This is a genomic window from Massilia sp. ST3, assembly GCF_018119405.1.
Taxonomy (GTDB): domain Bacteria; phylum Pseudomonadota; class Gammaproteobacteria; order Burkholderiales; family Burkholderiaceae_D; genus Telluria.
Genome location: NZ_JAGPWC010000014.1, coordinates 49,571 through 69,186, shown reverse-complemented (window position 1 = coordinate 69,186; position 19,616 = coordinate 49,571). Strand labels below are relative to the sequence as shown.

At 66.8% G+C, this 19,616-nt stretch carries 12 protein-coding genes; 8 read left to right on the top strand and 4 right to left on the bottom strand.

The annotated features are described in order from the left end of the window. Nucleotides 1-233: 233 nt before the first annotated feature. The 3 genes from KBW98_RS06895 (at nt 234) to KBW98_RS06885 (ending at nt 6,820) form a co-directional block, all read left to right on the top strand. The gene (locus KBW98_RS06895) at nt 234-3,128 is read left to right on the top strand and encodes a TonB-dependent receptor (RefSeq protein WP_211519388.1); all 2,895 of its coding nucleotides are present in this window, start codon (nt 234-236) and stop codon (nt 3,126-3,128) included. Nucleotides 3,129-3,220: 92 nt separating this feature from the next. Then, nucleotides 3,221-4,732: a tryptophan halogenase family protein gene (locus tag KBW98_RS06890; protein WP_211519387.1), complete on the top strand. Its 1,512-nt coding sequence runs from the start codon at nt 3,221-3,223 to the stop codon at nt 4,730-4,732. A gap of 288 nt (nt 4,733-5,020) precedes the next feature. Continuing rightward, nucleotides 5,021-6,820, top strand: coding sequence for a DEAD/DEAH box helicase (locus tag KBW98_RS06885; RefSeq protein ID WP_211519386.1), 1,800 nt, complete (start codon nt 5,021-5,023; stop codon nt 6,818-6,820). Nucleotides 6,821-7,032: 212 nt separating this feature from the next. Here KBW98_RS06885 and KBW98_RS06880 read toward each other — a convergent pair whose 3' ends face one another. After that, nucleotides 7,033-7,929, bottom strand: coding sequence for an alpha/beta hydrolase (locus tag KBW98_RS06880; protein ID WP_211519385.1), 897 nt, complete (start codon nt 7,927-7,929; stop codon nt 7,033-7,035). Between the two features lie 164 nt (nt 7,930-8,093). Then, nucleotides 8,094-8,657 carry a PEP-CTERM sorting domain-containing protein gene (locus KBW98_RS06875; protein ID WP_211519384.1) on the bottom strand — a complete coding sequence of 188 codons (564 nt, stop codon included), beginning with the start codon at nt 8,655-8,657 and terminating at the stop codon, nt 8,094-8,096. 441 nt (nt 8,658-9,098) lie between these two features. On the opposite strand from KBW98_RS06875, the gene KBW98_RS06870 reads away from it, so the two are divergent. The 5 genes from KBW98_RS06870 (at nt 9,099) to KBW98_RS06850 (ending at nt 17,908) form a co-directional block, all read left to right on the top strand. Next, nucleotides 9,099-10,436: an MFS transporter gene (locus tag KBW98_RS06870; protein WP_211519383.1), complete on the top strand. Its 1,338-nt coding sequence runs from the start codon at nt 9,099-9,101 to the stop codon at nt 10,434-10,436. 93 nt (nt 10,437-10,529) lie between these two features. Further along, nucleotides 10,530-12,161 (top strand): alpha-D-glucose phosphate-specific phosphoglucomutase, encoded by a 1,632-nt coding sequence (locus KBW98_RS06865; RefSeq protein ID WP_211519382.1) that lies wholly within the window; start codon nt 10,530-10,532, stop codon nt 12,159-12,161. Nucleotides 12,162-12,190: 29 nt separating this feature from the next. Beyond that, a complete protein-coding gene (locus KBW98_RS06860; RefSeq protein WP_211519381.1) occupies nt 12,191-13,888 on the top strand; it encodes an alpha-amylase family glycosyl hydrolase in 1,698 nt (565 codons plus the stop codon). Nucleotides 13,889-14,032: 144 nt separating this feature from the next. Beyond that, nucleotides 14,033-15,943 carry a bifunctional diguanylate cyclase/phosphodiesterase gene (locus tag KBW98_RS06855; RefSeq protein WP_211519380.1) on the top strand — a complete coding sequence of 637 codons (1,911 nt, stop codon included), beginning with the start codon at nt 14,033-14,035 and terminating at the stop codon, nt 15,941-15,943. 108 nt (nt 15,944-16,051) lie between these two features. Then, nucleotides 16,052-17,908, top strand: coding sequence for a glucokinase (locus tag KBW98_RS06850; protein ID WP_211519379.1), 1,857 nt, complete (start codon nt 16,052-16,054; stop codon nt 17,906-17,908). 61 nt (nt 17,909-17,969) lie between these two features. Here the strand turns inward: KBW98_RS06850 and KBW98_RS06845 are convergent, their stop codons facing one another. Beyond that, complete coding sequence (locus tag KBW98_RS06845) at nt 17,970-18,599, bottom strand: DUF2185 domain-containing protein (RefSeq protein WP_211519378.1); 630 nt, start codon at nt 18,597-18,599, stop codon at nt 17,970-17,972. A 39-nt stretch (nt 18,600-18,638) separates the two neighbouring features. Continuing rightward, complete coding sequence (locus KBW98_RS06840) at nt 18,639-19,616, bottom strand: amidohydrolase family protein (protein ID WP_211519377.1); 978 nt, start codon at nt 19,614-19,616, stop codon at nt 18,639-18,641.

Below are 19,616 nucleotides of genomic sequence, written 5' to 3'. Positions count from 1 at the left end.
AGGCGTCGGTACACGTCCGTGTAGCCCAAATACAACGTCACGACCCCTATTTTCGGGCGAATATTGAAAAAACATGCCAATATCGTAGTGACAAGCAACTCCCGTTGACAGTGCATCTAGTTTTAATACAGAATCGTTGATAGAACGTTCAAAACCGTTTGCTTGGGCTGCCGCGCCGCTGCCTGTCGCGCTGTAGTTTCGGGAAAAAACATATCGTCTTTTAGAGGGGACACATGAACATCTTCGCAACCAAGCGCGCCGAGCCGGCCCGCCTTGCATTCCAGCTGAGCCCGGTCGCCGCCGGCTGCGCAGTCTTCCTGTCCGTGTTCGCGGGCAGCGCCTACGCGCAAGCGCAGGACACCACCAGCAACGCCGTCACGAGCGCCGCCACCCAGCCGGCATCGGCCGAGCAGGCAGCGGCTGCCGCCGAGCCGACCCCGCCAGGCGCTACCGCTTCCGGTAACGTCCCCGCGACCGTGACCGTGACCGGTATCCGCCGCGGTATCGAAGCGGCGATCTCGATCAAGAAGAATTCCAGCTCGATCGTCGAAGCCATCTCGGCCGAAGACATCGGCAAGCTGCCGGACCAGAGCGTCGCCGAATCGATCTCGCGCCTGCCGGGCGTGTCGGCCCAGCGCGGCCGCAGCTCGGGCAAGGCGTCGGACATCTCGGTGCGCGGCCTGTCGCCGAGCTTCAACGGCACCCTGCTGAACGGCCGCGAAATGGCCTCGACCGGCAATGCCCGTTCGCCCGAGTTCGACCTGTTCCCGGCCGAACTGATGGGTTCCATCGTCATCTACAAGACCCCGGACGCGAGCGTCATCGGCCAGGGCCTGGCCTCGACCATCGACCTGCGCACCGTCCAGCCGCTGGACTTCGGCAAGCGCACCGTCGCCGTCAGCTACAAGAAGAGCCGCCTGGGCGTGAAGCAGCGCGACGGCCTGCCGGAAGGCGATGGCGACCGCTACACCCTGTCCTACATCGACCAGTTCGCCAACCGCACCATCGGCGTGGCGATGGGCTTCACCCGCTACGAGGAAATGGGCGGCGGCCAGTCGAAGTTCAATTCCTGGGGCACCGCCACCATGGATTACAACGGCACCCAGGTGAAGACGCCGGGCGGTTTCGGCTACGACACCGAGGTGAGCTCGCATAACCGCGACGGCGCCTTCGCCTCGCTGCAGTTCCGTCCCAACAAGAACTTCAAGTCGACCGTCGACCTGTTCTACTCGGCCGGCGAAACCGGCCTGAAGAAGACCGGCTTCGAAGGCGGCGTCGCCTTCAATGCCGGCGGCCGCTACGAGCTGAACCACGTGCTGAGCAGCGCCACCGTGTCGAACGGCGTCGCCACCAGCGGCACCATCAGCAACTGGAAAGGCGTGGTGCGTAACCACTACGAAGGCGCGGAAGACGACCTCAAGACCATCGGCTGGAACAACGAGCTGAAGATCGGCGAGTGGACCACCGCCGCCGACCTGACCTGGTCGAAGGCCACCAAGCTGGGTTCGCGCTACGAAACCACCGCCGGTATCCCGGGCCGCGCCCAGGACACCCTGAATTACACGAACTTCGACGGCGGCAACGTCACCGAAGTGAAGTACACCCCGGGCTCGAACTACGCCGACCGCAGCGTCGCGCGCCTGACCGACGTCATGGGCTGGTCCGGCGGCGAGACCTCGCCGCAGGCCGGCTACCTGGCCCAGCCTTACGTCGAGGACCAGGTCAAGGCGATGCGCCTGACCGCCAAGCGCGACCTCGAGTGGGGCCCGCTGACCGGCGCCACCTTCGGCTTCAACCACACCTCGCGCGACAAGTCGCGCACCGGCCCTGAAGGCCGCCTGGTGATCAAGGGCGGCGACGGTCCGTACGCGGCCGTGACCATGCCGGGCAGCGACGTCGCCTTCGCCGGCGCCTCGGGCTTCCAGGTCGCTTCCTGGGATCCGCGCGGTTCGCTGGGTACGATCTACGAACTGGCCAACAAGGTCGACGCCGACATCTACAACAAGTTCTGGGATGTGCAGGAGCGCATCAACACCGGCTACGTCATGGGTAACCTGGAAGGCGAGCTGTTCGGCCTGTCCTACCGCGGCAACGCCGGCGTGCAGGCGATCCACACCCGCCAGACCGGCGGCGGCTACGTGGTCGACCGCGCCCGTTGCGTCGGCAACACCACCGACACCTGCCCGGCGCAGCGCGTCAGCGACGGCGACAGCTACTGGGATGTCCTGCCGAGCCTGAACGTGTCCTTCGACCTGGGCAACGAGCAGATGCTGCGCCTCGGCGCCGCCAAGGTGGTCTCGCGCGCCAACCTGGACGACCTGCGCGCCGGCCAGAACTTCGGCCTCGCGACCCAGGGCGTCTCGATCCTGACCGGCAGCGGCGGCAACCCGCAGCTGAAGCCGTTCCGCGCCAAGGCGCTCGACCTGTCGTACGAGAAGTACTTCGGCAACAAGGGCTATGTCAGCGCCGCGCTGTTCTACAAGAAGCTCGACACCTACATCCTGCGTGTGCCGGTCGTGTTCGACTACGCGCCGTACATCACGCCGACCACGCCGCTGCCGCAGACCGGCCCGTACGCCGGCTCGACCGTCGGCCTGTTCACCCAGCCGCTCAACGGCGACGGCGGCAACCTGAAGGGCTTCGAGCTGGCCGCGAACATCCCGTTCTCGATGCTGACCAACTACCTGGACGGCTTCGGCGTGATGGTCAACCACTCGGACACCAAGAGCAGCGTGAACCTGCCTGAGGCGGGCTTCCCGAACGTGAACGGCGATCCGGGCAGCATCCCGCTGCCGGGCCTGTCGCGCAAGGTGACCAACCTGCGCCTGTACTACGAGAAGAACGGCTTCCAGATCGCCGCCGCGGCGCGCAAGCGTTCGAGCTTCCTGGGCCAGGTGTCGGACTTCCAGGACAACGCGCAGCTCACCTTCATCAAGGGTGAGACCATCGTCGACCTGCAGGCTTCGTACGAGTTCCAGAAGGGCTGGCTGAAGGGCCTGAGCATCTTCGCCCAGGCGCAGAACTGGAACAACGCGCCGTTCCTCGAGTTCACCACCGACGAGAACAACCCGTCGAACCGCGTGGACTACGGCCGCACCTACCACTTCGGCGCAAGCTACAAGTTCTAATTGAACTGAGTAGGGCTACAATGCAACCCCTGACGCCTCGCGCTTCAGGGGTTGTTTTTCATTTTGCGACTACCAGTACGGCAGGACACAACATGCAGAACCAAGCAATCAAGGACATCGTCATCGTCGGCGGCGGCACCGCCGGCTGGATGACCGCGGCGGCGCTGTCGACCATGCTCAACGGCCGCTACAACATCCGCCTGGTGGAATCCGACGAGATCGGCATTGTCGGCGTGGGCGAGGCGACCATCCCGATGATCCAGCGCTTCAACCGCGTGGTCGGCATCGACGAGCACGAGTTCATGCGCGAGACCATGGGCAGCTTCAAGCTGGGCGTGGAATTCGTCAACTGGGGCAAGCTGGGCGAGCGCTACATGCACGGCTTCGGGCGCCTGGGCCAGGACCTGGCGACCGTGCCCTTCGACCAGTACTGGCAGAAGATGCGCCTGGCCGGCAAGGCCGCGCCGCTCGAGGAATACTCGATCACGCGCATGGCCGCCAAGGCGAACAAATTCATGCCGGCGCGCCATGACGTGCCGAACTCGCCGCTGCGCGACATCAACTACGCCTACCACTTTGACGCCGGCCTGTACGCAAAATACCTGCGCAAGCTGTCCGAGGCGCGCGGCGTGACCCGCATCGAAGGCAAGATTCAGCGCGCCACGGTGCGCGAGCCGGACGGCCACATCGACGCGGTGGTGCTGGAGAACGGCGCGCGGGTGGAAGGGGAGCTGTTCATCGACTGCTCGGGCTTCCGCGGCCTGCTGATCGAGCAGACCCTGGAAACCGGCTACGAGCACTGGAACCACTGGCTGCCGGCCGACCGGGCTCTGGCCGTGCCCTGCGAATCGGCGCCGGTGATGACACCCTACACGCGCGCGACCGCGCACGGGTCGGGCTGGCAGTGGCGCATCCCGCTGCAGCACCGCACCGGCAACGGCCACGTCTACTGCAGCCGCTTCATCAGCGACGACGAGGCGGCGGCGACCCTGCTGGCCAACCTGGACGGCAAGCCGCTGGCCGACCCGCGCTTGATCAAATTCGAAACCGGCATGCGCAAGCAGGCCTGGAACCGCAACGTGGTGGCCATCGGCCTGGCGGGCGGCTTCCTGGAGCCGATCGAATCGACCAGCATCCACCTGATCCAGTCGGCGATCCAGCGCCTGGTCGACTTCTTCCCGGACCGTGGCTGGAGCGCCGTCGACCGCGAGGAATACAACCGCCAGTCGCGCTTCGAGTACGAGCGCATCCGCGACTTCATCATCCTGCACTACCACCTGAACCAGCGCACCGATTCGGCCTACTGGACCGAGTGCGCGCACATGGCGATCCCGGACACCCTGCGCCACAAGATGGACATGTACCGCTCGCACGGGCGCGTGGTCCGGGTGGACAACGAGCTGTTCTCGGAAGTGGGATGGATCCAGGTCTTCGAAGGGCAGAACATGCCGATCGAGGGCTACCACCCGCTGGTCGACACCCAGTCCGAGGAGGACATCGCCGAGTACCTGGAAGGGGTGCGCGGGGTGATCGCGAAGTGCGTGGGGGTGATGCCGTCGCACGATGAATACGTCGCCAAGATGTGTGCGGCGAAGAAGATGTAGGCCATACCTGCATGGGTGGTTCGAACGGCCGCTTTGTGCGGCCGTTCTCTTTTGTGGTTCCTGGCTTTGCTCGAAAAATTGGGTTCCGGCCTTCGCCGGAACGACGGATTTGGGACTTGCCACCAGCTCTCGAGCCGTCGTCCCGGCGAAAGCCGGGACCCAAGTTTGCGTGCAGACCACCCGCGCCTCCACCCATGTTGCCCCAAAGCACAACCCAAATTGTCCCCGCGTCCCACCCCCGGACCGAGTAAACTACCGCTTTAGTAAAGTAATCACAGAAAGTCATCCATGTCCGACACCCCCCTCCCGACGTTTGCCGACCTGACCATCTCCGCCCCGGTGCTGAAAGCGCTGAAGGAGGTCGGCTACGAGACGCCGTCGCCGATCCAGGCCGCCACGATCCCGCTGCTGCTGGCCAACCGCGACGTGCTCGGGCAGGCCCAGACCGGCACCGGCAAGACCGCGGCCTTCGCGCTGCCGATCCTGTCGCGCATCGACATCAAGCAGGCCACCCCGCAGGCGCTGGTGCTGGCGCCCACGCGCGAGCTGGCGATCCAGGTCGCGGAAGCCTTCCAGAGCTACGCCGCCCACATCAAGGGCTTCCACGTGCTGCCGATCTACGGCGGCCAGAGCTACGGTCCGCAGCTGTCCAGCCTGCGCCGCGGCGTGCACGTCGTCGTCGGCACCCCGGGCCGCGTGATCGACCACATCGAGAAAGGCTCGCTCGACCTCTCCGCGCTCAAGACCCTGGTGCTGGACGAGGCCGACGAAATGCTGCGCATGGGCTTCATCGACGACGTCGAGCACATCCTGCAGCAGACCCCGGAAACGCGCCAGACCACGCTGTTCTCGGCCACCATGCCGCCCGCGATCAAGCGCATCGCCAAGACCTACCTGCGCGAGCCGGCGGAAGTGACCGTGGCCGCCAAGACCGGCACCGCCGAGAACATCACCCAGCGCTACTGGCTGGTGGCCGGCATGCACAAGCTCGACGCGCTGACCCGCATCCTGGAAGCCGAGCCCTTCGACGGCATGATCATCTTCGCGCGCACCAAGCTGGGCACCGAGGAGCTGGCGTCCAAGCTGCAGGCGCGCGGCTTCGCCGCCACCGCCATCAACGGCGACATGGCGCAGCAACAGCGCGAGCGCACCATCGAGCAGCTCAAGAACGGCAAGATCGACATCCTGGTCGCCACCGACGTCGCCGCGCGCGGCCTGGACGTGGAGCGCATCAGCCACGTGATCAACTACGACGTGCCGTCCGACCCGGAAAGCTATACCCACCGCATCGGCCGCACCGGCCGCGCGGGCCGCAGCGGCGACGCGATCCTGTTCATCACCCCGCGCGAACGCGGCCTGCTGAAGGCCATCGAGCGCGCCACCCGCCAGCCGGTGGCGCCGCTGGCCCTGCCAACCGTGAAGCAGGTCAACGAGGTGCGCATCGCCCGCTTCAAGGACCAGATCCGCACCACCCTGGCCGAGGGCGGCCTGGACGTGTTCCGTTCGCTGATCGAGGACATCGAGCGCGAGGACAACGTGCCGGCGGTGGATATCGCCGCCGCGCTGGCCAAGCTGGCGCGCGGCGACGAGCCGCTGCTGCTGGAAAAGCCGGACCGCGAGGCGCGGCCGCAGCAGGCGGAGCGCGCCGAACGCGAGTGGGAAGAGCGTCCCGCGCGTCCGCTGCGCGAGCCGGGTTTCAAGAAGGAGCGCGTGGCGCGCGAAGCCGAACCGGGCATGGCGACCTACCGCATCGAGGTCGGCTACGTGCACGGCGCCAAGCCGGGCAACATCGTGGGCGCGATCGCCAACGAGGCCGGCATCCCGTCGAAACTGATCGGCCGCATCGAGATCTATGACGACTACTCGACCCTGGACCTGCCGGACGACATGACGCCGGAACTGGTGCAGCACCTGAAGGGCGTGTGGGTGGCGGGCCGCCAGCTCGAGATCACGCGCGACGGCGAGGAAGCGCCGGCCGCGGCCGCGCCGAAGAAGAGCTTTGCCAAGAAGGGCGGGGACCGCCGCGTGGCGGAGAAGGCGGCGGGCAAGAAGCCGCATCGCAAGGGTGGGGCGCCGAAGGGCGAATAAGGCACTGATTGCGGCTGAAGCAGCGCTGAATAAAGCGCTGCGTATGCATTAGCGCCGCACTCAAACGACGTCATCCCGGCGAAGGCCGGAACAATGCCACTGGCATTGTTCCGTCCAAGTTTGCGTGCTCCGCCACTACCGTTAAGCGTTAGTGGCGCGCAACGAACTTGGGTTCCGGCCTTCGCCGGAACGACGTTGGTGATGCAGGCGGCTTATTTGCTGCTGGCGACCTTGGTGTCCGCCGGCGCAAACATCCACAACAGCGCCTCGCGCAGTTCACCGGCCCAGAACGCCTCGTTGTGCTCCGCCCCCGGCACGATCTTCAGCACCGTGTTGGCAGCCGGGTGCCCGCTCTTGCGCACGACATCGGCCATGCGCTTGACGTCGGACACCATCTCCCGTCCTTCCTTCCCGCCCATTAAGAGGTAAACGCGCGCATCCTTCGGCGCCGGCTTCCGCGCCACGAAGTCGAAGGATGGCCGGGCGGTCCAGTAGGCCGGCGAGAACACGCCCGCCTTGCTGAACACCTCCGGATACTGCACCAGCGCGTAGTGCGAGGCCAGGCCGCCCATCGAACTGCCCATGATCGCCGTGTTGGCGCGGTCGGGCAGGGTGCGGTATGTGGCGTCGATCAGCGGCTTGAGCGTCTTGACCACGAAGTCCGTGTATTCCTTGCCTTCCGCCGCGCCGAAGCGCGGGTTGCTCCAGGCGTTCAGCTCCGTCATGCGCTTTTCCTGGCCGTTGTCGATGCCGACCACGATCAGTTCCAGCTTGCCTTCCTTTGCCAGCGCGTCCAGCGTCTCGTCGACCTTCCATTCGCCCGCGTAGGCGGTGGCCGTGTCGAACAGGTTCTGGCCGTCGTGCATGTAAAGGACGGGGTAGCGCTTGCCGGAGGTGGCGTAGCCCGGCGGCAGGTACATGCGGATCTGGCGCTTGCGATTCAGGCCCGGCATCTCGAGCTGCTCCGGCAGCAGGCTGACGCCCGGCAGGGCGGTCGAGGCCTTGGCCGGCTCGGGTTTGTCGGCGGCGTGGACTGGCGCAAGCGCGCCGAAGGCAGCCAGGGTGGCGCAGAAACATAGCGGGATGAGATGAACGCCGAACGAACGCATGCAGTGTCTCCTTCAGGTATGGATGTTATTTGACTACACCAATGCGTTGAAGGCATGGGTGTTCAAACAATTTTACCTTACAAAGGAAGACCGTCGCGGCGGCTGATGCTGTTATTTGACTACATGCGGGATAGGGCGAGGCCGAAGCCTCGCCAAGAACGGGCTCAGGCGCGGCGGCGCAGTGCGGCCAGGCCCAGGGCGCCGAGGCCGAACAGGGCGATGCTGGCCGGTTCCGGAACTTCCGCGGCGGTGAACTGCAGGTCGTCGACCAGGTAGCCCCAGCCCTCGTCCGGCTGCAGGCCTTCGACATAGGCGATGCCGGTGCTGGCGAAGACGGCGGTGTTACGGCCGCTGGCGACGGTCAGGGATTGCAGCAGCTTGCCGGTCTTGTCGTAGGCGTTGAAGACCGGGCGCAGGCTGCCTGCGGTGTCGACCAGGAACTGCAGGCCGCTGACGGTCTTGGTGAAGTCCATCCGGATCACGTCGGCGCGGCCGTCGCAGAAGCTGGCGTAGCAGTTGCTCCACATCGGGCTGCTGCCGTAGTTGCCGATGACCGTGCCGACGGCGGCGCCGTTTTCGGTGGCCGAGAAATTCACGCCGAGGTGGCTGTACTGGCCGTTGACGACCGTGTTCTGCGACAGGTCGTTGAAGCTGATGTTGACGACGCCGGCCTGGGCCGCCGGGGCGAGGACGGCGGCGACTGCGAGTGCGGAAATCAGTTTTTTCAAGGTGTTGCTCCCTAGTTAAGTTTGATTTCGTAGGAGCAATTTCTGTGCCATGGGAAACAAATATAGAAAAATTCCCATGATTTCAGGGGCTTATGCGTCGACTGCCTGGAGGGCATTGCCCGGTCCGTAAGCCGGGTGTCAGTTTTTCCGACAGAAAGGGCGTTTTTTCACACCCAGGCAGCGTTCTACAATGCCCATGTTATTTGACTACATTTTAGCAAGCGTCCATCTGTGTGTTGTTTCATGTTCACTCTAGGGGGTGTCGATTGACACCTAGAAAGGTGCATGTTATTTTGCTACAAGTAGTCTCCGCGAAGGCGCCCGTGTTCCAGCGCGTCACCGGATACCGCACAATGCATCGAAGGATCGCCTGGCAGCGCCGCGGCGGTCGTCGACATCACGAGAGAGCCCGTTTCGTCCGGGCCAGTTTTGGGGACACACATGGACATGCAAACCAGCGTGCTCAAGCCGCGCCTGTCGTTCTGGCAGCTGTGGAACATGAGCTTCGGCTTCTTCGGCATCCAGTTCGGCTTCGCGCTGCAGAACGCCAATACCAGCCGCATCTTCGCCACGCTCGGCGCCAACCCCGACGACCTGGCCCTGTTCTGGCTCGCCGCGCCGGTCACCGGCCTGCTGGTCCAGCCCATCATCGGCTACCTCAGCGACAACACCTGGCACCCGAAGTGGGGCCGCCGCCGTCCCTTCTTCTTCATCGGCGCCGTGCTGGCCGCGATCGCCCTGTTCCTGATGCCGAACTCGGCCACCCTGTGGATGGCGGTGGCCGTGCTGTGGCTGATGGACGCCGCCATCAACGTCTCGATGGAACCCTTCCGCGCCTTCGTGGGCGACAAGCTGGACGCCTCGCAGCAGACCGCCGGCTATGCGATGCAGACCTTCTTCATCGGCTGCGGCGCGGTGATCGCCTCGCTGCTGCCGACCATCTTCGAGTCCCTGGGCGTGTCGAACGCCGCCGTGGGCGGCATGATCCCGGACACCGTGCGCTATTCGTTCTACGCGGGCGGCGTGGTGTTCTTCCTGGCCGTGACCTGGACCGTGCTCACCGCCGACGAACTGCCGCCGGCCGACCTCGACAGCTTCCGCAAGGAGCGCCAGCAAACGCGCGGCATCGGCCACGCCTTCACCGAAATCGTCGGCGGCTTCGGCAAGATGCCGCGCACCATGGTGCAGCTGGCCTTCGTGCAGTTCTTCACCTGGATCGCACTGTTCGCGATGTGGATCTACACTGGCAGCGCCATCGCCGACAACGTCTACGGCACCACCGACGCCCAGTCGACCGCCTACCAGGACGCCGGCAGCTGGGTCGGCATCATGTTCGCGGTGTACAGCGGCGTGTCGGCCCTGGCCGCCTTCATCCTGCCGGTGTTCGCCCGCGCCACCAGCCGCAAGACCGTGCACGCGGTCTGCCTGGCGATCGGCGGCCTGAGCCTGGCCAGCGTCTTCCTGATCCACGACAAGCACGCGCTGGTGATCCCGATGATCGGCGTCGGCCTGGCCTGGGCCTCGATCCTGACCATGCCCTACGCGATCCTGGCGGGTTCGCTGCCGGCCAAGCGCATGGGATATTTCATGGGCCTGTTCAACTTCTTCGTCGTGATCCCGCAGATCGTCAGCGGCCTGCTGCTGGGCTTCGTCACCAAGCATTTCTTCGCCGGCCACACGGTCAAGACCTTGATGCTGGGCGGCGCCAGCATGCTGCTGGCGGCCGTGCTGACCCTGTTCGTGACCGACAAGGCCGCGCCGGTCAAGAGCGGCGCCTAAACCCTGCGCCATCCATTTTGCTCCTGTCGTATCGTAACGTTTTATTAACATCACGCTCACTGTGATGCAACGTTTCATAGACAGGAGCAGAGCATGACCATCCAGACCGTCGCGACCACGCCGTTTGCCGGGCAGCGCCCGGGCACGTCTGGCCTGCGCAAGAAAGTGACCGAGTTCCAGCAGCCCGGTTACCTCGAGAATTTCGTCGAAGCCATCTTCCTGACCCTGGGCGAGGGCGCCGGACGCACCCTCGTGGTGGGCGGCGATGGCCGCTACTTCAACCGCCAGGCGGTCCAGACCATCCTGCGCATGGCCGCCGCGCACGGCATCGAGCGGGTGCTGGTCGGCCGCGGCGGCATCCTCTCCACGCCGGCCGTCAGCTGCGTGATCCGCAAGCGCGCCGCCTTCGGCGGCATCGTGCTCTCGGCCAGCCACAATCCCGGCGGCCCGGACGGCGACTTCGGCATCAAGTACAACATCGAGAACGGCGGTCCCGCACCCGAGAAGATCACCGAGGCGATCTTCGCCAATACGCAGATCCTCGAGGCCTACCGCATCAGCGACGCGCCCGCGGTCGACCTCGACACGCTTGGCACAACCCGCATCGAGAACATGACGGTCGAGGTGATCGACCCGGTCGCCGACTACGCCGAGCTGATGGCGCGCCTGTTCGACTTCGATGCCATCCGCGCCCTGTTCGCGCGCGGCTTCACGATGCGCTTCGACGCCATGCACGCGGTCTCGGGGCCCTACGCCCACGCCATCCTCGAAGGCATGCTGGGCGCGCCGGCGGGCACCGTCATCAACGGCGCGCCGCGCGAGGATTTCGGCGGCGGCCATCCGGACCCGAACCCGGTCAACGCGGCGGAGCTGATCGCGCTGATGGACGGCCCGGACGCGCCCGACTTCGGCGCCGCCTCGGACGGCGACGGCGACCGCAACATGATCGTCGGCCGCCGCCTGCCGGTCACGCCCTCGGACAGCCTGGCCATCATCGCCGCCAACGCCACCGTGGCGCCCGGCTACAAGGGCGGCATTGCCGGCATCGCGCGCTCGATGCCGACCTCCACCGCCGCCGACCGCGTGGCCGATGCGCTCGGCATTTCCTGCTTCGAGACGCCCACCGGCTGGAAGTACTTCGGCAACCTGATGGACGCCAACCTGGTCGCCCTGTGCGGCGAGGAGAGCTACGGCACCGGCTCGCACCACATCCGCGAGAAGGACGGCCTGTGGGCCGTGCTGTTCTGGCTCAACCTGCTGGCCGCCAGCGGCAAGAGCGTCGAGCAGATCGTGCGCGAGCACTGGGCCCGTTTCGGCCGCAACTATTATTCGCGCCACGACTACGAAGCGGTCGACGCCGGCGCCGCCGAGCAGATGATGACGGCGCTGCGCGACCAGCTGCCCGAGCTGGCCGGCCGCATGCTGGACGGCCACCACGTGGCCGAGGCCGACGACTTCGTCTACAACGACCCGGTCGACGGCTCGGTGGCCACGCGCCAGGGCATCCGCATCATCATGGGCGACGGCTCGCGCATCGTGTTCCGCCTGTCCGGCACCGGCACCGAAGGCGCCACCATCCGTCTTTACCTCGAGCGCTACGAACCCGACCCCGCGCGCCACGACCTCGATACCCAGGAAGCCCTGGGCCGCCTGGCCGCCATCGCCGACGGGATCTCCGGCCTGCGCCGGCGCACCGGCCGCGCCCAGCCGTCCGTGATCACCTGACCATCCACCCACCCACCACAGGAACCCGCATGAAACTTCCCGTCCTTGCCGCCTCCTTGCTGCTCGCCTTCGGCGCCGTCCACGCGCCGCTGGCACAGGCCCAGACCGCGCCCGCTTCCGCTGCCGCTGCCGCGCAAGCAAAGCCTTTCGTCTGGGAGAATGCGACCGTCTACTTCCTGCTGACGGACCGCTTCAACAACGGCAATCCGGCGAACGACGGGGCCTATGGCCGCAAGCAGGACGCGGCCAAGCTGCGCGGTTTCATGGGCGGCGACCTGGCCGGCGTCACGGCCAAGATCCGCGAGGGCTACTTCAGGAACCTGGGCGTGGACGCGATCTGGATCACGCCGCCGGTCGAGCAGATCCACGCCGGCACCGACGAGGGCACGGGCAAGAGCTATGGCTTCCATGGCTACTGGGCCAAGGACTTCACCGCGATCGACGCCGCGCTGGGCACCGAGGAAGACATGCGCGCCCTGGTCGACACCGCGCACGCCAGCGGCATCCGCGTGATCCTGGACGTGGTGATGAACCACACCGGCCCGGTGACGGAACAAGACCCGGTATGGCCGTCCTCGTGGGTGCGCACCGCGCCCAAGTGCACCTACAAGGATGCGCGCACCACCCAGGACTGCACCCTGGTCGACAACCTGCCGGACTTCCTCACCCACAGCAACGCCAAGGTCGCGCTGCCGCCGCAGCTGGCGGCCAAGTGGAAGAAGGAAGGGCGCTACGAGCGCGAGGTGAAGGAACTCGACGACTTCTTCAAGCGCACCGGCTACCCGCGCGCGCCGCGCTACTACCTGATCAAGTGGCACGCCGACTGGGTGCGCAAGTACGGCTTCGACGGCTTCCGCGGCGACACCGTCAAGCACACCGAGGCCGGCGTGTGGAAGGAGCTCAAGAAGGAAGCCAGCCTCGCCTACGAGGACTGGAAGAAGGCCAATCCCTCCAAGCGCCTGGGCGACCTGCCGTTCTGGATGGTGTCCGAGGTCTACAACTATTCGATCCACCACGGCCACAAGTTCGACCTGGGCGGCGGCGACATGGTCGACTACCTGGCGAACGGTTTCGACAGCATGATCAACTTCACGATGAAGTCGGACGCCGCCCAGGGCTACGAGAAGCTGTTCTCGGGCTATTCGAACATCCTGCAGGGCGACATGAAGGGCTACTCGGTGCTGAACTACCTCAGCTCGCACGACGACGGCGGCCCCTTCGATCCGCTGCGCGAACGTCCTTTCGAAAGCGCCAACAAACTGCTGCTGGCGCCGGGCGCGGCCCAGATCTACTACGGCGACGAGACCGCGCGCCTGCTCAAGATCGAGGGCGCGGTGGGCGACGCCACCCTGCGTTCCTTCATGAACTGGGACGAGCTGGCCGCCAACGCAAGGCGCGGCACCACGCGCGTGGCCGAGGTGCACGAACACTGGGCGCGCCTGGGCCGCTTCCGCGCCGCGCACCCGGCGGTGGGCGCGGGCGTGCACCAGATGATCCACCACAGCCCGTACACCTTCAAGCGCACCTGGAGCAAGGATGGGCTGAGCGACCGCGTCGTGGTCGCGCTCGACCTGCCGGGCGACAAGGCGGTGGCGATCCCGGTCGGCGGCGTCTTCAACGATGGCCAGACCGTGCGCGACGCCTACACGGGCAAGCAAGCGGTGGTGAAGGACGGCAAGGTGCAGTTCGACACGCCGGCCCCGGTCGCGCTGATCGCGCAGGACTGAGGCCGGCCCGGCAAGTCCGGCCCGGCAATCAGGCGGCGCGTTCCCGCAGTGCGCGCCGTCCCGGCGAATGCTGCTAAGCTTAGGCCAAATCAGTGTTCTCGGTTAACCATTTATCACATTGATAAATGCCATGCGGGTGGCCGGATGCGTGAAGACAGGACTACGGGAACGGCGTACAGCCGGGTTGAGGGAGCGGAAGAGGGCGCGGCGCATGGCGCTGCCGCTGCTGCCGGGCACGGCGCTGCGCCGGAGTCCGGCGCGCGCCTGCTGTATCCGCCGGTCGTCTCCAACGACGCGCTCCTGGTCGATCCGCCTGATCCCAAGCTCGATTGCATCACCCGCCTGGCGGTGATGGCGGCCGGCGCCGACATCGGCGGCATCAGCCTGATGTTCCAGTCGCAGATCTGGCTGCCATCGCGCATCGGCATGACGGCCCAGCTCATGCCGCGCTCCGGCTCCTTCTGTAGCCGCGCGGTGGAGGCGGCGGGCGGATTCTTCGAGGTCTACGACGCCCTGCAGGATCCGCGCTTCGCCGACAATCCCCTGGTCACCGCGCCACCGCATTACCGCCACTACGCGGCCGTGCTCCTGAAAGGACCCGGCAACCACCTGCGCGGCACCCTGTGGGTGATGGGCCGCACGCCGCGTACCCTCGCCATCCCCCAGGCTTCCCAACTCACGCTGCTGGCGCGCATCGCCGCCGACATGCTCGAGCTGCGCTATTGCGAGCCGACCACCGGCATGTTCAACCGCACGGTCTTCCTGCATCACCTCGGGCGCCTGATGGCGCATGGCAGCGGCACGGCCACGGTCGGCTACATCGACCTGAATGCCTTCCGCCAGGTGAACGGCATGTTCGGCCGTGCGGCCGCCGACCGCCTCTTGATGACGCTGGGCGAGCGGCTGGAAGCCTGGGACGGCGACGGCACCCTGCTGGCCCACCTGGGCGGCGACAAGTTCGCCTTCGCGCTGCCCTCGACGGCGGAACGGCACGAGGACAAGATCCGGCGCCTGTGCGCGCTCATCGACCAGCCTTTCGACCTGGGCGACGGTTATACCCAGACCATGCACGCGCGGATCGGCCTGCGGCGCCAGCTGGCGCCGTGGCAGGGCCCCGCCGCCGAGCTGCTCGACGCCGCCGACACGGCCGCCTCCTCGGCCTCGCGCAATACCGGCGCCAGCGTGGTGTGCGAATACGACAACGCCCTGGTGGCGCGCACCCGCCTGCGCTACGAGCTGCGCGAGGTGATCCGCGGCGACCGCCGCCACGGCCGCCACGGCCGCCTCGACGTCCACTACCAGCCACAGATCGACGTGGCCGCCGGGCGCCTGATCGGCATGGAGGCGCTGGTGCGCTGGCGCCATCCCGAATTCGGACTGGTCGCCCCGGGCATGTTCGTGCCGGAGGCCGAGCGCGCGGGCAGCATCGTCGACCTCGACCTGCGCGTGCTCGAGCTGGTCTGCCGCGACCTGGGCGCCTGGCGCGCCCGCGGGCTGGCGCTGGCGCCGGTGTCCCTGAATTTTTCGCGCCTGTCGCTGATGCACGCCGACATCCTGCCGCGCATGGCCGCCGTGCTGCAGGCGACCGGGGTGCCCGGTCAGCTGCTCGAACTCGAAGTCACCGAGAGCGTGCTGCTCGATACGCTGCAGCCGCTGCACGCGCGCATCGGCGAACTGCGCGGGCTCGGCGTGCGCATCGCGGTCGACGACTTTGGCATCGGCTCGTCCAACCTCGACGCGCTCGACAACTTCCATTTCGACCGCCTCAAGGCCGACCGCCAGTTCGTCCACGGCGTCGCCAGCGACTGCAAGAAAGCGGGCCTGTTCTCGCTCATCCAGGGCATCGCCGGCGTGTTCGATGCGGAGCTGGTGTGCGAGGGGCTGGAGGACGAAGCCGACATGGTCTGGCTGCTCGAACGCGGCGCGCACTGCGTGCAGGGCTGGCTGTTCAGCCGTGCGCGGCCGGCGGACGAGATCGAGCGGGTGCTGCTGCGTTTCCAGGAGGCGCGGGGCAGGACCTTGTCGGTGGAGGAGGTGAGGGGGATGCTGGGGTAAGCGCGCCGTGGGGCTGATCAAGCACACTTGGGTTCCTGCGCGTAGCCACTACCCAACCTAGCAACCCCACCGGTTTTTCAACCCCCCGATCAATGGTATCCTGTCGCGATGACCGTTGAACCCGACACCGAACTGAAACCCACCCGCGCGGCCTTTGCCGACGGCCCGCGCCTGCTGGCCGACATCGGCGCGACCCATGCGCGTTTTGGCCTCGAAACCGCACCCGGCGTGCTGAGCAAGGTCGCCGTGCTGCGCTGCGACGACTACTCGGGCATCGTCCCGCTGCTGGACGCCTACCTGGCCCAGATCCAGGGCACGCGCATCACCCACGCGGCCTTCGCGCTGGCCAACCCGATCAGTGGCGACTACATCCGCATGACCAACCGCGACTGGCAGTTCTCGACCGACGAGGTGCGCCGCGCACTGGGCCTGTCGACGCTCCTGATCGTGAACGACTTCACCGCGCTGGCGATGGCGCTGCCCGGCTTCAAGCCCGGCGACCTGCTGCAGATCGGCGGCGGCGAGCCGCAGAGCCATGCGGTGGCCGGCTTGCTCGGCCCCGGCACCGGCCTGGGCGTGTCGGGCGTGATCCCGACCATGGACGGTTTCGTCACCCTCGGTTCCGAAGGCGGCCACGTCAACTTCGCCCCGGCCGACGAGCGCGAGTTCGCGATCCTGCAATACGCCTGGCGCGAATGGCAGCACGTCTCGAACGAGCGCCTGATCTCCGGCCCCGGCATGGAAATCATCTACCGCGCGCTGGCCCAGCGCAACGGCGTCGACGCGCCGCCGCGCGACGCCGCCGCCATCGTCTCCGGCGCGCTGGAAGGCAAGGACCCGCTGTGCCTGGAAGTGCTGGAATGCTTCTGCGGCATGCTGGGCGGCGCCGCCGCCAACCTGGCGGTGACCCTGGGCGCCTTCGGCGGCATCTTCATCGGCGGCGGCATCGTGCCGCGCATCGCCGAGTGGTTCGCGACCTCGCCGTTCCGTGCGCGCTTCGAAGCCAAGGGCCGCTTCACCCAGTACCTGGCGCAGATCCCGACCTACGTCATCATGACGCCCAACCCGGCCCTGTACGGCGTGTCGGCGATCCTGTCCGAGCACCTGCGCGGCCGCAGCGGCGCCAACACCCTGATGGACCGCGTGCAGCAGCTGCGTCACGAACTCTCGCCGGCCGAGCAGCGCGTGGCCGCCCTCGTCATCGAGCATCCGCGCAAGGTGCTCTCCGAGCCGATCGCCGAGATCGCGCGCCTGGCGGATGTGAGCCAGCCGACCGTGATCCGCTTCTGCCGCTCGCTCGGCTTCCAGGGCCTGGCCGAATTCAAGCTCAAGTTCGCGGGCAGCCTGACCGGCACCATCCCGGTGCGCCACAGCCAGGTGCGCATGAGCGACAGCACCCACGACCTGTCGGCCAAGGTGATCGACAACACCGTGTCGGCGATCCTGAAGTTCCGCGACCAGCTCGACGTGCACGCGATCGACCGCGCCATCGAGATCCTGCGCCGCGCTCGCCGGGTCGAGTTCTACGCGATGGGCAATTCGCGCGTGGTGGCCCTGGACGGCCAGCACAAGTTCTTCCGCTTCCGCATCCCGGCCGCGCTGTACGGCGACTCGCATTTGCTGAACCTGGCGGCGGGCCTGCTGGGACCGGGCGACGTGGTGATCGCGATCTCCACCGCCGGCCAGCTGCCCGAGCTGCTGGAAGCGGTCGACACCGCGCGCGCCGCTGGCGCCGAGGTCATCGCCATCACCAGCAGCAAGTCGCTGCTGGCCAAGAAGGCCAACGTCTGCCTGGCGGTCGACCACAGCGAGGACAGCACCACCTTCCTGTCGATGATCTCGCGCATCCTGCAGCTGCTCCTGATCGACATCATGTCGGTCGGGATCTCGCTCGGCGCGCAAGGCGAGGGCGGCCAGGCCGATATCGAAGAGCGCAGGCTCCTGATTTCGCACCTGGACATCTAGGCCGGGCGATCCGCCACCTCCCGCCCGGCGCGTGAGGCCCGGGCGCGGCCTTTTCGGCCAATCAGCAGTCCTCTTCGATGCTGACGAATCCTTCGCCTTGCTGGTCGCGTTCGAAGGCGCTCCCCGTGGGCGCGTCGAGCAGCGAGACGATGGCGTCGTCGCAATTGAGCACGGCGCCCAGCGACACGTAGAAGACATTGTCGTCGTCATTCATGTAGTCGTCGTCCTCGTCGCCCGCCATGATGCGCCAGCCGCTGTCGTCGTCGGCGCCCGGCGCTTCGCGGAAGAAGTAGCCGATCCGCTCGCCCTCGTACAGGATCTTCCTGGTCACGAAACAGCGGCCGCTGTAGCGCGAAGGGAGAGTTTCCTCGCCGGCGCCGCCGTCCGGGGACTGGAGGGCGATGATGTGGATATCCCGGAAAGCCAGTGGGTCGCCGAGCTGGAGATCCTTGATGTGGCCAGGAACGTTGTCCAGGCGTCCGGTAAAACCGCCGGCGCCGTCCGCCGACTCGACTTCCACCCACATGCGTTCCGCCTCCGGGGCGTCCGGCTCGTCGCTGTCGAAGCGGAAGATCAGCTTCACGCTGTCGCCGGGGCCGACCCTGGCGATGCGCGCATCCGACGGGCGGTGGAAGGTGTAGCGGTAGCGGGCCGCCAGTTCGGCTCCGTTGTCGAGGCGCCATGATGGCATGGATGCTCCTTCGCTTGTTGGGCAGCCGCTATCTTACCTTCAGCGCAGGTAGGGGGCGAGGTTGCCCGCGACCCGCTCGATCTCCTCTTTCGTCAAGGGCAGCGCCGCGAATGCCGCCCACGCCTCGCGCGGCCGCATGTTGGTCGGCGTCGCCGCGTCCGACCCGAACAGCACCTTGCCGACCCCCACCTGGCGGATCCGCTGCACCATCTCGCGCGCATGCTCCGGCGTGATGGACGGCGTGGCGATCGAGGCGACGTCGAAGTAGAGCTGGCGCGTGTTCGGATCGTGCTTGGCCGCGGCCTCGGCGAACACGCGCATGACTTCGTTGGCCGGCGGGTCTTCATAGCCCGGCCCGGCGCCGGCGAAGTGCGCCACCTGCACCGGGATGTCGGCCGCCAGCGGCATCAGCTGTTCGAGGAAGGCGCGCGCCTGGGCTTCGCCATACGGGCGCTTTTGCGAGATCGAGGCCCGCAGGTGCACGGCGATCGCCATGCGGTGGCGGTTGGCGGCGCGGAAGATTTCCTTCAGCTTCGCGATGTGCTCCGCCTTCTCCAGCTGGACGTCGGAATTCCCGAAGTGCATCTTGATTCCGTAGCGCAGCTGCGGATGGGCCGCGCAGCGCTCCAGTTCGGCCAGTGCGTAATCCTTGAGGGGATTGAAGCCGCAGAAGGCGCGCAAGCGCTCCGGATACTTGGCCACCTGGGCCGCGGTCCAGTCGTTCTCGGCCTTCACCTTGCCGTATTCGTCCTCGATCACCCGCGACGGGCGGCCGTACATGTAGGCCACCGACATCACCGCCGCGCGCCGGATGCCGGCGGTGTCCAGGTAGCCTACCAGGTCGTCGGCCGAGATGGGTTGCGGCCCGGTGGGGCCGGCATTGATCAGGGCGATGATGCCGGGGCTGAACAGGTGCTGGTGGTGGTCGGCGGCGGGCTGCGCGGCGATCGCGATGCCGGCGGCGAAGGCCAGCGGCAGGGCGCAGGCAAGGCGCAAACGATGGAGCAGGGAAGGCAT

Excerpts from the sequence above, each read along its gene's own strand:
- KBW98_RS06860 (WP_211519381.1), top strand. The coding sequence starts at position 12,191 with ATGAAACTTCCCGTCCTTGCCGCCTCCTTGCTGCTCGCCTTCGGCGCC.
- KBW98_RS06870 (WP_211519383.1), top strand. The coding sequence starts at position 9,099 with ATGGACATGCAAACCAGCGTGCTCAAGCCGCGCCTGTCGTTCTGGCAG.
- KBW98_RS06890 (WP_211519387.1), top strand. The coding sequence starts at position 3,221 with ATGCAGAACCAAGCAATCAAGGACATCGTCATCGTCGGCGGCGGCACC.
- KBW98_RS06880 (WP_211519385.1), bottom strand. The coding sequence starts at position 7,929 with ATGCGTTCGTTCGGCGTTCATCTCATCCCGCTATGTTTCTGCGCCACC.
- KBW98_RS06850 (WP_211519379.1), top strand. The coding sequence starts at position 16,052 with ATGACCGTTGAACCCGACACCGAACTGAAACCCACCCGCGCGGCCTTT.
- KBW98_RS06840 (WP_211519377.1), bottom strand. The coding sequence starts at position 19,616 with ATGCCTTCCCTGCTCCATCGTTTGCGCCTTGCCTGCGCCCTGCCGCTG.
- KBW98_RS06865 (WP_211519382.1), top strand. The coding sequence starts at position 10,530 with ATGACCATCCAGACCGTCGCGACCACGCCGTTTGCCGGGCAGCGCCCG.
- KBW98_RS06855 (WP_211519380.1), top strand. The coding sequence starts at position 14,033 with ATGCGTGAAGACAGGACTACGGGAACGGCGTACAGCCGGGTTGAGGGA.
- KBW98_RS06885 (WP_211519386.1), top strand. The coding sequence starts at position 5,021 with ATGTCCGACACCCCCCTCCCGACGTTTGCCGACCTGACCATCTCCGCC.
- KBW98_RS06895 (WP_211519388.1), top strand. The coding sequence starts at position 234 with ATGAACATCTTCGCAACCAAGCGCGCCGAGCCGGCCCGCCTTGCATTC.
- KBW98_RS06845 (WP_211519378.1), bottom strand. The coding sequence starts at position 18,599 with ATGCCATCATGGCGCCTCGACAACGGAGCCGAACTGGCGGCCCGCTAC.